This window comes from Pseudomonas sp. BT76 TE3572 (genome assembly GCF_050435365.1).
Taxonomy (GTDB): domain Bacteria; phylum Pseudomonadota; class Gammaproteobacteria; order Pseudomonadales; family Pseudomonadaceae; genus Aquipseudomonas; species Aquipseudomonas fluorescens_W.
The window spans coordinates 4,694,747-4,708,812 of record NZ_JBNDKE010000001.1 but is presented as its reverse complement, the minus strand read 5'-3'; the positions used below and the strand labels follow the sequence as shown (position 1 = coordinate 4,708,812).

Annotated in this window: 12 protein-coding genes and 1 pseudogene; 6 read left to right on the top strand and 7 right to left on the bottom strand. The window is 59.0% G+C overall.

Annotation, left to right across the window (positions count from 1 at the left end):
* Positions 1-48: 48 nt before the first annotated feature.
* Together ABH912_RS21310 and ABH912_RS21305 are read right to left on the bottom strand one after the other, a co-directional pair.
* On the bottom strand, positions 49-753 hold the full coding sequence (locus tag ABH912_RS21310; RefSeq protein WP_082459167.1) for a fimbria/pilus chaperone family protein: 705 nt from the start codon (positions 751-753) through the stop codon (positions 49-51).
* Positions 754-940: 187 nt separating this feature from the next.
* Positions 941-1,597, bottom strand: coding sequence for a DUF1120 domain-containing protein (locus ABH912_RS21305; protein WP_429511582.1), 657 nt, complete (start codon positions 1,595-1,597; stop codon positions 941-943).
* A 606-nt stretch (positions 1,598-2,203) separates the two neighbouring features.
* Between ABH912_RS21305 and ABH912_RS21300 the strand changes: the two genes are divergently transcribed.
* The gene (locus tag ABH912_RS21300) at positions 2,204-3,724 is read left to right on the top strand and encodes a phospholipase D family protein (protein WP_429513138.1); all 1,521 of its coding nucleotides are present in this window, start codon (positions 2,204-2,206) and stop codon (positions 3,722-3,724) included.
* A 166-nt stretch (positions 3,725-3,890) separates the two neighbouring features.
* Here the strand turns inward: ABH912_RS21300 and ABH912_RS21295 are convergent, their stop codons facing one another.
* Together ABH912_RS21295 and ABH912_RS21290 are read right to left on the bottom strand one after the other, a co-directional pair.
* Entirely contained in the window at positions 3,891-5,036 is a 1,146-nt protein-coding gene (locus ABH912_RS21295) for an MFS transporter (RefSeq protein WP_429511581.1), read from the bottom strand.
* Between the two features lie 184 nt (positions 5,037-5,220).
* Positions 5,221-6,714: an aldehyde dehydrogenase gene (locus ABH912_RS21290; protein WP_033059373.1), complete on the bottom strand. Its 1,494-nt coding sequence runs from the start codon at positions 6,712-6,714 to the stop codon at positions 5,221-5,223.
* 237 nt (positions 6,715-6,951) lie between these two features.
* Here ABH912_RS21290 and ABH912_RS21285 point away from each other — a divergent pair, with 237 nt between their 5' ends.
* On the top strand, positions 6,952-7,314 hold the full coding sequence (locus ABH912_RS21285) for a cupin domain-containing protein (RefSeq protein WP_429511580.1): 363 nt from the start codon (positions 6,952-6,954) through the stop codon (positions 7,312-7,314).
* 72 nt (positions 7,315-7,386) lie between these two features.
* Here the strand turns inward: ABH912_RS21285 and rpmG are convergent, their stop codons facing one another.
* Together rpmG and rpmB are read right to left on the bottom strand one after the other, a co-directional pair.
* On the bottom strand, positions 7,387-7,542 hold the full coding sequence (gene rpmG, locus ABH912_RS21280) for a 50S ribosomal protein L33 (RefSeq protein WP_007894709.1): 156 nt from the start codon (positions 7,540-7,542) through the stop codon (positions 7,387-7,389).
* Positions 7,543-7,553: 11 nt separating this feature from the next.
* Positions 7,554-7,787 (bottom strand): 50S ribosomal protein L28, encoded by a 234-nt coding sequence (rpmB, locus tag ABH912_RS21275; protein WP_007894701.1) that lies wholly within the window; start codon positions 7,785-7,787, stop codon positions 7,554-7,556.
* 445 nt (positions 7,788-8,232) lie between these two features.
* Between rpmB and ABH912_RS21270 the strand changes: the two genes are divergently transcribed.
* Positions 8,233-9,819, top strand: a complete 1,587-nt coding sequence (locus ABH912_RS21270) for an ABC transporter substrate-binding protein (RefSeq protein WP_429511579.1) — start codon at positions 8,233-8,235, stop codon at positions 9,817-9,819.
* Between the two features lie 115 nt (positions 9,820-9,934).
* Here the strand turns inward: ABH912_RS21270 and radC are convergent, their stop codons facing one another.
* Positions 9,935-10,609, bottom strand: a complete 675-nt coding sequence (radC, locus tag ABH912_RS21265) for a RadC family protein (RefSeq protein ID WP_429511578.1) — start codon at positions 10,607-10,609, stop codon at positions 9,935-9,937.
* 137 nt (positions 10,610-10,746) lie between these two features.
* Between radC and coaBC the strand changes: the two genes are divergently transcribed.
* The 3 genes and pseudogenes from coaBC to ABH912_RS21250 all read left to right on the top strand — a co-directional run.
* Positions 10,747-11,955, top strand: coding sequence for a bifunctional phosphopantothenoylcysteine decarboxylase/phosphopantothenate--cysteine ligase CoaBC (gene coaBC, locus ABH912_RS21260; protein ID WP_429511577.1), 1,209 nt, complete (start codon positions 10,747-10,749; stop codon positions 11,953-11,955).
* A 5-nt stretch (positions 11,956-11,960) separates the two neighbouring features.
* Complete coding sequence (gene dut, locus ABH912_RS21255; protein ID WP_046053847.1) at positions 11,961-12,416, top strand: dUTP diphosphatase; 456 nt, start codon at positions 11,961-11,963, stop codon at positions 12,414-12,416.
* 241 nt (positions 12,417-12,657) lie between these two features.
* A pseudogene (locus ABH912_RS21250) lies at positions 12,658-14,061 on the top strand (phosphomannomutase/phosphoglucomutase); the annotation flags it as partial.
* Positions 14,062-14,066 lie beyond the last annotated feature (5 nt).

Sequence of the window (14,066 nt, the reverse complement as noted above, 5' to 3'; positions counted from 1 at the left end):
CAACCACCCCTCTTATCCCTGCGGCTATCCCTGCGCAGGTGCCACGCATTACCTGACGACCAAAGGCGCATCGTAGCTGCCCACTGCGAATCCGTAAGTGCTCGCCGGCGACAAGCGCACAGTCGCACCCACCACTACAACGCCCGTAAGCACCAACTCTTCGCCGGGCAGCACGTAAGTACGCGGTAAATCCAGCGGTATGCCGAGGGGCATGATGCTGACCGACTTCGCCAGCCGGACTACATACGGACTGGCGTTTTTGACCTGAACCTTGCCGCCCTGTAACGACCAGGTCAGACGCTTCCAGGGCTCACGTTCGACCGGTAGATGGGCCGGTCGCAGGATCACTGGAATATTCTGGCGCACACCCAGTTTCACTTGAGCCTGCCCTCCCGTTTCGGCAGGCAGAATGCCCTCGAAGATGACGCGCTTCAGGCGTTCGGTTTCGAGGGGCTTGGCACTTTGTAGAATAAACCTGAGCTGCTGGGTTGCACCCGCCTCGACACGCGCCACGGGCTGGGTGACGACCAGCAGATGCTCACTGTCCTGGGGAATATCCTCAATCACGGTGTACAACAACGCAGGCTGGTCATCAGTGTTGCGAACGTTGATTGTTGCTTCGCCGATAGCCTCATCCACCAGCAGCACCGGAACCTCCGGCACCATGCCAACGGCGAACGCGCTCGTACTGGAAACGGCCATACCGATAGCGATGAACGCGCCCAGCGCGACCTGCTTTTTTAATGAAAACATAATGATTTCCAGGCGTGCCAACGCAGCACCGCGAGGCAGCACGTGCGCTGAAGCGCAGCTTTTATCAAAGAGACCTGACGGTAGGCAGACGTGACCCGGGACGACTGCGCGAGCAGTCGCCTTCGTGTCGCCAGATAGATGTCCGGCATGCCCGGGAGCTTGGCCGTAGCCGTCCCGGGGACCTGAGTTACAGGTAGTAAACGTCGAAGGTCACAAACCCATCGACCTTGTACTCATCAGTGGTGACCGGAAGATCCCTGGCCGGGCGAATTGCCGCTGCCACTTTCATGGGAAAGGCGTGGAACGTGGCGGCAATCGGCCCTTTGACCTCGTCTTCGCCCCAGGAATAGCTGGTTGGTGCATTCGACACCATCAGGCTGCGCGGGGTACGCCAGTTAAGATTATCGGGGGTGCGAACCAGAAACTTCTGTACCTGCTGATCTGCACTTGGGGTACCAACTCGCAAGCCGAAACCGCCAATCGCAACGCCGTTTACGGTCCCTAGACCGTAATACAAATTTTCACCGGTAAAACCGGTAGGGCTAAAAACCAAACCTGGCGCCTTGGTATCGCCACGACCATCCGTCACGGCGAACTCCACGGCAGCAGGCGCGGTGCACGCGATTTTCAGCGTGATGTCCTTCTCGGGAAAATTGGTTTGAGCAACAACATTCAGTTCTTTTGCAGACAACTTACCCAGGTCCACAGTCGTACCACCGGCAAACGTCGGGACACACGAAGTTGGCGTAACAGCACCGGTCACCGTCAAACTGGTACTTGCTGCCGACGCCATCATCGGGGAAGCAGCAACTGCTATAGCGCCCATCAAAAAAAGATTTTTCATTTTTACCATCCTTGTTAAATATCGATATGTAACTTTTGCAAATCCATAACTTCCAAAAAACAGACACGTTTTAATTCGCCCTCACTTGCCCGGCGATGATTGCCGTTTACGTGGGATTTATCTGTAGGACGCATCTCTACTACTAATAGGACAAGGCTCAGGCTGGCGTAGCTTTTCGAGAGCTTTCTTGAAAGTTTTGAATGAAAAAACTTGTAGCATTCCAACCACCAAACGTGTGACTTCCTCCCCCCCCGACAACACTGGAGCTCCGGTTTGTTTTTCGCGCACCACTCCTCTCTAGCGTCACGAATACGCATTAAACTTTCATTCAAAACAAATCAAACAGCAAAAGCGCAATGAGAATCATCAAACTAAAAATCGAGATCTAAAGTTGCAACCCGTACTTTCAACTCTTTAAATACATTTTCGTTTCGTCTTTATTCAATGCGTAAAAACTTGCACGCCATTTGCCATATAACACTCGCCAGCACAGCGTTCACACCTGCTCGTCGCAGGCCGTGCCATACTCCGGCTTTGCCGCGAATCGAGATAACCAACTTGAGTTCCAGACAAACCATCGCTCTGGTGATATTGCTCAGTGTATTAATGAGCGGTTGTGCCACCCTTGATGTGCCCAGGACTCCCAGCCAGGCACTGCCCGCCAGTGACTCGGCGTTCGGTCGCTCGATTCAGGCCCAGGCTGCCCCCCACGAGGGGCAATCCGGCTTTCGCCTGCTGTCCGACAGCACCGAAGCCTTCACGGCCCGCGCCGAACTGATCCGCAACGCCCAAAGCAGCCTGGATTTGCAGTACTACATCGTTCACGACGGCATCAGCACACGGATGCTGGTGGACGAGCTTCTCAAGGCTGCCGACCGCGGCGTGCGCGTACGCATTCTGCTCGACGACACCACCAGCGATGGCCTGGACCGGCTCATCGCCACGCTGGCGGCGCATCCGCAGATCCAGATCCGTGTGTTCAACCCACTGCACCTGGGTCGCAGCACCGGCGTGACGCGAACGGCGGGACGGTTGCTCAACCTGTCGCAGCAACACCGGCGCATGCACAACAAGCTGTGGCTGGCCGACAACAGCATGGCCATCGTCGGTGGACGCAATCTGGGGGATGAGTACTTCGATGCCGAACCCAACCTGAATTTCACTGACATCGACATGCTCAGCGTCGGCCCGGTCGCCGAACAGCTGGGGCACAGTTTCGACCAATACTGGAACAGTGCGCTGAGCAAGCCGATCGACCAGTTCCTCTCGAGCAAACCGACGGCCAGGGATCTGGAAAACACCCGGACCCGACTGGAAGAATCGCTTAAGGAAACGCGTAAACAGAATCACGCGCTCTACCAGCAGTTGATGACTTACACCACTCACCCGCGCCTGGATATCTGGCGTCGGGAGTTGATCTGGGCCTGGAACCAGGCACTGTGGGACGCGCCGAGCAAGGTGCTGGCCGACGGCGAGCCCGACCCGCAGTTGCTGCTGACCACGCAGTTGTCGCCCGAGCTGAATGGCGTCAGCAAAGAGCTGATCATGATTTCGGCCTACTTCGTACCTGGTCAACCGGGGCTGGTGTACCTGACCGGACGCGCCGATGCCGGGGTGTCGGTGAGCCTGCTGACCAACTCACTCGAAGCCACTGACGTGCCGGCGGTGCATGGCGGTTACGCGCCGTATCGCAAGGCACTGCTGGAACATGGCGTGCAGCTGTTCGAATTGCGTCGCCAGCCTGGTTTAGGCGGCGGAAGCGGACCCCATCTGTTCTACAGCAAGTCCCACCGCGGTTACGACTCCAGCCTGCACAGCAAGGCGATGATCTTCGACCAGCAAAAGTCGTTCATCGGCTCGTTCAATTTCGACCCGCGCTCGGTGCTGTGGAACACCGAAGTCGGGGTGCTGGTGGACAGCCCGGAACTCGCCGCGCACGTGCGTGAACTGGCGATGCAGGGCATGGCGCCGCCGTTGAGTTATCAGGCGAAACTGGAAAACGGCCAGGTTGTCTGGGTGACAGAAGACGACGGCAAGCTGCACACCCTGACCCGGGAGCCGGCAAGCTGGTGGCGGCGCGTCAGTGCATGGATGAGCACCACGGTCGGCCTGGAGCGGATGTTGTAGTCAGGAGGTCGCGATCAATTGTGGCGAGGGAGCTTGCTCCCGCTCGACTGCGCAGCAGTCGCAAATCGGCCTATGCGTTCTGCCTGAACAAACGCGGCGCCTGAGTTTAGGGCCGCTTCGCGCCCCAGCGGGAGCAAGCTCCCTCGCCACAGGTTTTGTGTCGTGCTCAAGCCGGCTCGGTAATCGTGCCAAATGCCCCTTGCCGCGACAGCAGAATCACCAACCCCAACGCCCCCGCCGCCATCAGCAGTGGCAACGCGTGCCCGCTGATCCACTGACTGCCGGCACCGGCCGCCAGCGGTCCGACCAGGCAACCGATACCCCACAGCTGCGCGATATGCGCATTGGCGCGCACCAGTGCATCGTCGCGATAGCGCTCGCCGATCAGGATCAGTGACAAGGTGAACAAGCCACCGGCACTGGCACCGAACAACACCCATAACGGCCAGATCAGCAACGTATCGATCAACAACGGGATGGCCAGGCTCGATATCAGCAGGACCACCGCACACCCGGTGAACAACGTACGTCGCGACAAGCGATCAGCCAGTGCGCCAATCGGCAATTGCAGCAAGGCATCCCCCACCACCACCGTGCTGACCATCGCCAACGCAATTTCCGTCGTAAAGCCCTGACGCAGGCAATAAACCGGCAACAACGTCAGGATCATCGCTTCGAACGCTGCGAACAGCGACACCGCCCAGGCAATCGCCGGCAGGCCACGGCAGAAACCCAGCAAGTCGCTGAAGGTCACGCTGCAGGCCTCACTGGTCGGCGCGCCGCTGCGGCCCAGTAACAGGAACGGTGCCGCCATCAACAAACCGACGCCGACCCAGAATCCGTAATCGTGCTCAGTGCCCAGAACGCCAAGCAGCAATGGCCCGGCCAGCTGACTCAGCGCATAGCTGCTGCCATACAGCGCCACCAATCGCCCGCGCCATTGCTCGATCACCAGCTGGTTGATCCAGCTTTCGCCGAGGATGAAGACGAGGGTCAGGATCACCCCGATCATCAGCCGTAATGCCAGCCAAATCGGATAGCTCGGCAACAGCGCCAGCAAACCGATGGACAACGCCCCGGCCCACAGGCACAAACGCATCAGATTGGCCGTGCCCAGACGCGCGGCCAGATGGCTGGAGATCTTTGCCCCCAGCAATACGCCAATGGCGGGCATCGCGGCCATCACGCCGATGGCGAACGAGCCGTAACCCCAGCCTTCCAGGCGAAACGACACCAACGGCATGCTGACGCCCAGCGCCAGGCCGACACTCAAGACAGACGCCAACACGGCGAAATAAGTCGCCCAACGCATTTCCCACGCTCCTGTGGATATTTTTATGTACAGCACAAAACAATGTGGGAGCGAGCTTGCTCGCGATGACGGAGCAACATTCAACATTGACGTCGACTGTCATACCGCTATCGCGAGCAAGCTCGCTCCCACAGGGGATCTTCGTTGTGTTCAGCCCCGGTTTTTGACCGGGGCCCGCTACAAATTACAACTTGATCCAGGTCGCCTTCAGCTCGGTGTACTTGTCGAACGCATGCAGCGACTTGTCGCGTCCGTTACCGGACTGCTTGAAGCCACCGAACGGGGCCGTCATGTCGCCGCCGTCATACTGGTTGACCCATACGCTACCTGCGCGCAGTGCCTTGGCAGTCAGATGGGCCTTGGAAATGTCCTTGGTCCACACCGCTGCGGCCAAGCCGTAAGGGGTGTCGTTGGCAATCGCAATGGCTTCTTCGGCGGTATCGAAAGTGAGCACCGACAGCACCGGGCCGAAGATTTCTTCCTGAGCGATTTTCATCGCGTTGCTGACGCCGTCGAAAATCGTCGGCTCAACGTAGGTGCCACCGGTTTCCTGAAGAATGCGTTTGCCGCCCGCCACCAGCTTGGCGCCGTCGGTGTGGCCGGATTCGATGTAGGACAGCACGGTGTTCATCTGCTGGGTATCCACCAGTGCGCCGACGTTGGTCGCCGGGTCCAGCGGGTTGCCCGGTTTCCAGGTTTTGAGGGCCTCGATCACCAGCGGCAGGAATTTATCCTTGATCGAACGCTCCACCAGCAGGCGCGAGCCGGCGGTGCAGACTTCGCCCTGGTTGAAGGCGATGGCACCGGCAGCCGATTCCGCGGCAGCTTGCAGGTCCGGTGCATCGGCGAACACGATGTTCGGGCTCTTGCCGCCGGCTTCAAGCCAGACGCGTTTCATGTTCGATTCGCCGGAGTAGATCAGCAGTTGCTTGGCGATTTTGGTCGAACCGGTGAACACCAGGGTGTCCACATCATTGTGCAGGGCCAGGGCCTTGCCGACGGTGTGACCGTAACCTGGCAGGACGTTCAACACGCCTTTCGGGATGCCGGCCTCAACGGCCAGCGCAGCGATGCGGATGGCGGTCAGCGGGGATTTTTCGGATGGCTTGAGGATGACCGAGTTACCGGTGGACAGCGCCGGGCCGAGTTTCCAGCAGGCCATCATCAGCGGGAAGTTCCAGGGCACGATGGCGCCGACTACGCCGACGGGTTCGCGGGTCACCAGACCCAACTGGTCATGGGGAGTCGCGGCCACTTCGTCGTAGATCTTGTCGATGGCTTCACCGCTCCAGCTCAGGGCTTGCGCCGCGCCTGGAACGTCGATGTACAGGGAGTCGCTGATCGGCTTGCCCATGTCCAGGGTTTCAAGCAGGGCCAGCTCTTCGGCGTGCTGTTTCAGCAGGCCGGCGAAACGGATCATGGTGGCTTTGCGCTTGGTCGGTGCCAGACGCGACCAGACGCCGGAATTGAAAGTGGCGCGGGCGTTTTCAACAGCGCGCTGGGCGTCGGCGGCGTCACAGCTGGCAATCTTGCCCAGCAGACGGCCATCGACCGGGCTGATGCACTCAAAGGTCTCGGCGGAGACAGCATCGGTGTATTCGCCATTGATGTAGGCGCGGCCTTCGATCTTCAGATCGAGAGCCCGTTGTTCCCAATCGGCACGAGTCAGGGTGGTCATACGAGTGTCCTCCTCTTGTTGAATACGAACGCTCCACGGTCTTCGCGGGCGCTGTCAGGAATTCTGCCCAGCCGGCCTGATTATTCGGCCCAAGGCAACCGTCACCCTAAACCAGTGGCCGGGGTTGTTTCAATATATTTGACACAAGGTCGGCAAACGGCCTTGCGGTGTTCATTTTAATAAACATAGACTTTGGACTTTCCAGCCATCGCGCCGCAATCACGGGGGATTACAAGAATGAGCATCCAGGACATCGTCGACTTCAACCAGGCCACCACCCAGCCTGATCGCTATCGGCCAGACCCGGCGAAAGTCCTCAAGGGCGACCCTGAACAAGCAGTGTACAACCACTACAACAGTCCTTGCGGCCAGATGAGCGCAGGTGTGTGGGAAGGCGAAGTCGGCCAGTGGCATGTGAACTACACCGAGCACGAATACTGCGAAATCCTTCAGGGGGTTTCAGTGCTGCGCGACAACGATGGCAACGGCAAGACCCTGCGCGTAGGCGATCGCTTCGTGATCCCGGCCGGGTTCAGAGGCACCTGGGAGGTGCTGGAGCCATGCCGCAAGATCTATGTGGTGTTTGAACAGAAAGCTTGAAACCTTTCTCGAGGCCACAAAAAAGGCCCGTATCTCGCGATACGGGCCTTTTTCGTAAGAGGGAAAAATCAATTACTTGATTTTGCCTTCTTTGTAGATCACGTGCTTGCGAACAACCGGATCAAATTTCTTGATCTCGATTTTGTCCGGAGTAGTGCGCTTGTTCTTGTCGGTAGTGTAGAAGTGACCAGTACCGGCGCTCGAAATCAAACGAATCAATTCACGCATGATTAGCTCCCTTAGATCTTGCCAGCTTTGCGGATTTCGGCCAGCACGACAGTGATGCCACGCTTGTCGATGATACGCATGCCTTTGGCAGATACGCGCAGACGCACGAAACGTTTCTCTTCTTCAACCCAGAAGCGGTGATGCTGCAGGTTCGGCAGGAAACGACGACGGGTTTTGTTGTTTGCGTGGGAAATGTTATTCCCAGTCACCGGACCCTTACCGGTAACTTGACATACTCTCGACATGCCTCAGCCCTCTAAAACCACATGCCCAACCCGGCATGGGTTGGCCGCTTAATCTCTCAGTCATTTGGCGCCAGGCGCCGCGTTTCTTTAGAGGTCTTACCGGCTACACCTACAGTGAAGGAACCGGGCCCCTAGAAAAGAGCGCTGCTTTATACCAGAAAGACTGAAGAGCAACAACATTCCGTGTGCGCTGAGTTGATAAAAACCCCATTTTTCAGGCTCCGAGCGCCTAAGACAAAGGCTGTCGTCGATGAAGACCGCTCGTCGCAGAAAATCGGCCGAGCCATCAATCCAGGGTTTTGCCAACCGCCCTACGCGGAAATCGATCGCACATAGTCCCCTTAAAATGAAAAAGGGGATAGTCATTTACAAAAGAGCCCACTAGGGTAAGCCTTTTCCAGACTGCACTTGCAGATGGGCCTTCGATCTGTAAAGGAATCCGACCATGCGCCTCGCTGCCCTACCGCTGCTGCTTGCCCCGCTTCTGCTGAGCCCATTGGCCCATGCCGCCGCCCTGAGCGTCTGCACCGAGGCCAGCCCGGAAGGGTTCGACGTGGTGCAATACAACTCGCTGACCACCACCAACGCCTCGGCCGACGTGCTGATGAACCGCCTGGTGGACTTCGACACGGCCAGCGGCAAAGTGGTCGCCAGCCTCGCGGACAGCTGGGAAGTCACGCCCGATGGCCTGACGTACGTGTTCAAGCTTCACCCACAGGTGAAATTCCACCGCACTGAATTTTTCAGCCCGACGCGCGAACTGACCGCCGAAGACGTTAAGTTCAGTTTCGACCGTATGCTCGACCCGGCACACCCTTGGCACAAAGTGGCCCAGAGCGGTTTCCCACATGCGCAATCGATGCAGTTACCGGCGCTGATCAAGAAGATCGATGCATTGGACCCGCTGACCATTCGCTTCACCCTCGACCACCCGGACTCGACCTTCCTCGCGACCCTGAGCATGGGATTCGCCTCGATCTACTCCGCCGAATACGCCGACAAACTGATGAAGGCCGGTACTCCGGAGAAACTCAACAGCCAACCGATCGGCACCGGACCGTTCGTTTTCACTCGGTTCCAGAAAGACGCTTCGATCCGCTACAAGGCCAACCCGGACTACTTCCGCGGCAAGCCTTCGGTGGATCCGCTGATTTTCGCCATCACCCCTGACGCCAACGTGCGTCTGCAGAAGTTGCGTCGCAACGAGTGCCAGATCGCCCTGTCGCCCAAGCCTCTGGACGTACAGACAGCGCTGAAAGAACCGACCCTGAAAGTGGAAAAGACTGACGCCTTCATGACCGCGTTCGTCGGCATCAACAGCCAGCATCCGCCGCTGGACAAGCCTGAAGTGCGCCAGGCGATCAACCTCGCGTTCGACAAGGCCAGCTACGTCAAAGCCGTGTTCGAAGACACCGCCGAACCGGCCAACGGCCCATACCCACCGAACACCTGGAGCTATGCCAAAGGCCTGCCGGGTTATCCGCATGACGTCGAAAAAGCCAAAGCGCTCATGGCGAAGGCCGGGCTCAAGGACGGTTTCCAGACCACTATCTGGACCCGACCTTCTGGCAGCCTGCTCAACCCGAACCCGAGCCTCAGCGCTCAAATGCTGCAATCGGACCTCGCGGAAATCGGCATTCAGGCCGAGATTCGGGTGATCGAATGGGGCGAACTGATTCGCCGCGCCAAGGCTGGTGAACACGACCTGTTGTTCATGGGTTGGGCCGGCGACAACGGAGACCCGGACAACTTCCTCACGCCGCAGTTTTCCTGCGCCGCGGTCAAGTCCGGCACCAACTTCGCCCGCTACTGCAATCAGGACCTCGACAAACTCATCAGCGCCGGCAAGACCACCGGCGAGCAAGGTGTGCGCACCAAGCTCTACGAGCAGGCTCAGGCGCAGATCCAGCAACAGGCGCTGTGGCTGCCGCTGGCCCACCCGACCGCCTTCGCGCTGACGCGCAAGGACGTTGAGGGCTATGCCGTCAGCCCGTTCGGCCGTCAGGACTACTCCAAGGTCAACCTGAAGTAATCAGCCTCAGCATAAAACCCTGTGGGAGTGAGCCTGCTCGCGATGGCATTCTTTCAGTCACCGGTTAGGTTGACTGACACGACGCCATCGCGAGCAGGTTCACTCCTACAGGGGTTCACATCCATCCATACTCGGCCATGGACAGCGGATCGCCGTCACCGATGATGAAATGGTCGAGTACCCGCACATCAATCAGATCCAGCGCCTCCTGCAGGCGCTTGGTCAGCGTTCGGTCGGCTTGACTGGGGTTGGTATTACCCGACGGATGGTTATGGCAGAGAATCAGCGCTGCGGCGTTATGGGCCAATGCGCGTTTAACCACTTGTCTCGGATAGACACTGGTGCTGTCGATGGAGCCGCGAAACAGCACTTCAAAGGTCAGCACTTGATGCTTGGAATCCAAAAACAGACAGCCGAACACCTCGTGAGGCTCATGGCGCAACATTGATTTCAGGTAATCACGAACCGCCTGCGGATTTTCCAGCGCCGATTTTTGGCGCGCGCGTTCGGCCAGATGCCGCCGACTCATTTCCTGGACCGCTTGCAACTGAGCGAATTTCGCCGGCCCGAGTCCCAACTGCCTGCTGAAGGCCGCTTGATCGGCCTCGAGCAGTGAGCGCAGGCTGCCGAACTGACTCAACAGGTGTCGCGCCAGATCTACCGCGCTTTTACCCGACACGCCCGTTCGTAAAAAAATCGCCAGCAGTTCGGCGTCTGAAAGGCTCCCCGAGCCCAACTCAAGCAACCTCTCCCGCGGCCGTTCCGCCGCTGGCCAATCGCGAATACTCATAGCACCTCCCTGGTCTGTGGGCGCCGCTGTTCCGTAGCGGTCGCTGTGATATCTTAGCCCATCTTTTTTGCGGGCGATTTCATCCCTGGGGAGGGGGGTATCGCCATGCAGTCATCAACGAAATGAAAGGCAGACCTATGCAGCGGCTGTATCGGAAACGCATCGTTCTGGGCGTCGGCGGCGGCATTGCTGCTTACAAGAGCGCCGACCTGGTTCGCCGCCTGATCGACCAGGGCGCCGAAGTGCGCGTGGTCATGACCCGTGGCGGCAGCGAGTTCATCACGCCGTTGACCATGCAGGCCTTGTCCGGCCACCCGGTCCACCTCGACCTGCTGGACCCCGCGGCCGAAGCCGCCATGGGCCACATCGAACTGGCCAAATGGGCCGACCTGGTGCTGATCGCCCCCGCCACCGCGGACCTCATTGCCCGCCTGGCCCAAGGCATTGCCGATGACCTGCTGACCACGCTGGTGCTGGCCACCGACGCCGTGGTCGCCGTAGCCCCGGCGATGAACCAGGCCATGTGGCGCGACCCGGCGACCCAGGCCAACCTGCAAACCCTCGAAAGTCGCGGCATCAAAGCCTTCGGCCCGGCCTCCGGCAGTCAGGCTTGCGGCGACGTCGGCATGGGTCGCATGCTCGAAGCCACCGATCTCGCCCAGTGCGCGGCAGACTGCTTCCAGCGTCAGGCGCTGACCGGCAAACACGTGCTGATCACCGCAGGCCCGACCCAGGAAAACATCGACCCGGTGCGTTACATCACCAACCACAGTTCCGGGAAAATGGGCTTTGCCCTGGCCGAAGCCGCGGTTGAAGCCGGCGCCCGTGTAACCCTGATCACCGGCCCGGTGCACCTGCCGACCCCGGATCGCGTCACCCGCATCGACGTGGTCAGCGCCCGCGACATGCTCGCCGCTTGTGAAGCCGCGATCCCTTGCGACCTGTTCATCGCCTCGGCAGCGGTCGCGGATTACCGCCCGGAAGTCGTCGCCCCACAGAAACTCAAGAAAGACCCTACGAACGGCGACGGTTTGTTGCTACAGATGGTGCGTAACCCGGACATCCTGGCCACCATTGCCACGCGCCCTGACCGTCCGTTCAGTGTCGGTTTCGCCGCCGAAACCGAACACTTGCTCGATTACGCTGCCCGCAAGTTGAAAGACAAGAACCTCGATTTGATCGTCGCCAACGACGTCGCCAACCCTAGCATTGGCTTCAACAGCGAAGAAAACGCCTGCAGCGTGATCGACCGCCAGCTACACGCCACACTTTTCGCTCAGACCAGCAAGAGCAAGATTGCTCGCCAGCTGATCACTTTTATCGCCGAACGTCTGAACCAGGTTTAATTTACATGCACACTTTGCAAGCCAAGATCCTCGACCCTCGCATCGGTACCGATTTCCCGCTGCCGCAGTACGCCACGCCAGGCTCCGCCGGCCTCGACCTGCGCGCCATGCTGGAAAAAGACACCGTCATCAAGCCGGGCGAAACCGTGCTGATCCCAACGGGCCTGTCCGTTTACATTGGTGATCCGGGCCTCGCGGCGCTGATTCTGCCGCGCTCGGGCCTGGGCCATAAGCACGGCATCGTGCTCGGCAACCTGGTCGGTTTGATTGACTCCGATTACCAGGGTCCGCTGATGGTTTCCTGCTGGAACCGCGGCCAGACCGATTTCAACATGGTCGTTGGCGAGCGTTTGGCCCAGCTGGTTTTGGTGCCGGTGGTTCAAGCGCACTTCGAGATGGTCGAAGAGTTCGTTGAAACCGAACGTGGCGCTGGCGGTTTCGGGCATTCCGGCAGCCACTGATCGAAAAACTGACGACCTTGTGATGAGGGAGCAAGCTCTCTCATCACAAATTGCACAGACGTCATCTGGAAGGTTTATCACTGAAAATCAAGGCATCGGGCGTTCCATTACACGCTGATGTCGGGGTCATGGCCTTTTCACACCACGAACTCTCAGTGGAAAAAGCCGTCATACCCTTCAGTTTGAACCTGCCGACGAGTTATTCGCAGCAGGTCCTGCCACCCTTCGAGATGGAGCATTTCCAGTAATGAGCACCCCAGCCCAAGTCGCACCCAAGTTCCCCGACAGCATCTTCCGCGCCTACGATATTCGCGGCACCGTCCCGGAATTCTTGAACGCTGAAACCGCTTATTGGCTCGGTCGCGCCATCGGCTCCCAGAGCCTGGCCCAGGATGAACCGAACGTTTCCGTCGGCCGTGACGGTCGCCTGTCCGGTCCGGAACTGGTCGAACAACTGATCAAAGGCCTCGCCGACAGCGGTTGCCACGTCAGCGACGTCGGCCTGGTGCCAACGCCTGCGCTGTACTACGCCGCCAACGTTCTGGCCGGCAAATCCGGCGTCATGCTCACCGGCAGCCACAACCCGTCGAACTACAACGGCTTCAAGATCGTCATCGCTGGTGACACCCTGGCCAACGAACAGATCCAGGCCCTGCACGAACGCCTCAAGACCAACAACCTGAGCAGCGGCAAAGGCAGCGTCACCCAAGTCGAAATCCTCGACCGCTACAACACCGAAATCGTTCAGGACATCAAACTGGCCCGTCGCCTCAAAGTCGTCGTCGACTGCGGCAACGGCGCGGCCGGTGTGATCGCCCCGCAACTGATCGAAGCCCTGAACTGCGAAGTCATCCCGCTGTTCTGCGACGTCGATGGCAACTTCCCGAACCACCATCCGGATCCGGGCAAGCCTGAAAACCTCGTGGACCTGATCGCCAAGGTCAAGGAAACCAACGCTGACCTCGGCCTGGCCTTCGATGGCGACGGCGACCGCGTCGGCGTGGTGACCAACACCGGCAGCATCGTCTACCCGGACCGCCTGCTGATGCTGTTCGCCCGTGACGTACTGGCGCGCAACGCTGACGCGGAAATCATCTTCGATGTCAAATGCACCCGTCGCCTGACGCCGCTGATCAAGGAATACGGCGGCCGTCCGCTCATGTGGAAGACCGGTCACTCGTTGATCAAAAAGAAAATGAAACAAACCGGCGCCCTGTTGGCCGGCGAAATGAGTGGGCACATCTTCTTCAAGGAACGCTGGTTCGGTTTCGACGACGGCATTTACAGCGCCGCGCGCCTGCTGGAGATCCTCAGCAAAGAAAAATCCACCGCGGAAGAGCTGTTTGCGACCTTCCCGAACGATATTTCTACGCCGGAAATCAATATCCATGTGACCGAAGAGAGCAAATTCAGCATCATTGATGCATTGCACGACGCGAAGTGGGGCGAAGGCGCCGACCTGACCACCATCGACGGCGTGCGAGTCGACTACGCCAAAGGCTGGGGCCTGGTTCGCGCATCCAACACCACACCGGTGCTGGTGTTGCGCTTCGAGGCCGATGACGAGGCGGAATTGCAGCGCATCAAGGACGTATTCAAAGTCCAGCTGAAGCGTGTTGCACCTGATCTCCAATTACCGTTCTGATTTTA

Excerpts from the sequence above, each read along its gene's own strand:
- ABH912_RS21310 (WP_082459167.1), bottom strand. The coding sequence starts at position 753 with ATGTTTTCATTAAAAAAGCAGGTCGCGCTGGGCGCGTTCATCGCTATC.
- ABH912_RS21305 (WP_429511582.1), bottom strand. The coding sequence starts at position 1,597 with ATGAAAAATCTTTTTTTGATGGGCGCTATAGCAGTTGCTGCTTCCCCG.
- ABH912_RS21300 (WP_429513138.1), top strand. The coding sequence starts at position 2,204 with ATGAGCGGTTGTGCCACCCTTGATGTGCCCAGGACTCCCAGCCAGGCA.
- ABH912_RS21295 (WP_429511581.1), bottom strand. The coding sequence starts at position 5,036 with ATGCGTTGGGCGACTTATTTCGCCGTGTTGGCGTCTGTCTTGAGTGTC.
- ABH912_RS21290 (WP_033059373.1), bottom strand. The coding sequence starts at position 6,714 with ATGACCACCCTGACTCGTGCCGATTGGGAACAACGGGCTCTCGATCTG.
- ABH912_RS21285 (WP_429511580.1), top strand. The coding sequence starts at position 6,952 with ATGAGCATCCAGGACATCGTCGACTTCAACCAGGCCACCACCCAGCCT.
- rpmG (WP_007894709.1), bottom strand. The coding sequence starts at position 7,542 with ATGCGTGAATTGATTCGTTTGATTTCGAGCGCCGGTACTGGTCACTTC.
- rpmB (WP_007894701.1), bottom strand. The coding sequence starts at position 7,787 with ATGTCGAGAGTATGTCAAGTTACCGGTAAGGGTCCGGTGACTGGGAAT.
- ABH912_RS21270 (WP_429511579.1), top strand. The coding sequence starts at position 8,233 with ATGCGCCTCGCTGCCCTACCGCTGCTGCTTGCCCCGCTTCTGCTGAGC.
- radC (WP_429511578.1), bottom strand. The coding sequence starts at position 10,609 with ATGAGTATTCGCGATTGGCCAGCGGCGGAACGGCCGCGGGAGAGGTTG.
- coaBC (WP_429511577.1), top strand. The coding sequence starts at position 10,747 with ATGCAGCGGCTGTATCGGAAACGCATCGTTCTGGGCGTCGGCGGCGGC.
- dut (WP_046053847.1), top strand. The coding sequence starts at position 11,961 with ATGCACACTTTGCAAGCCAAGATCCTCGACCCTCGCATCGGTACCGAT.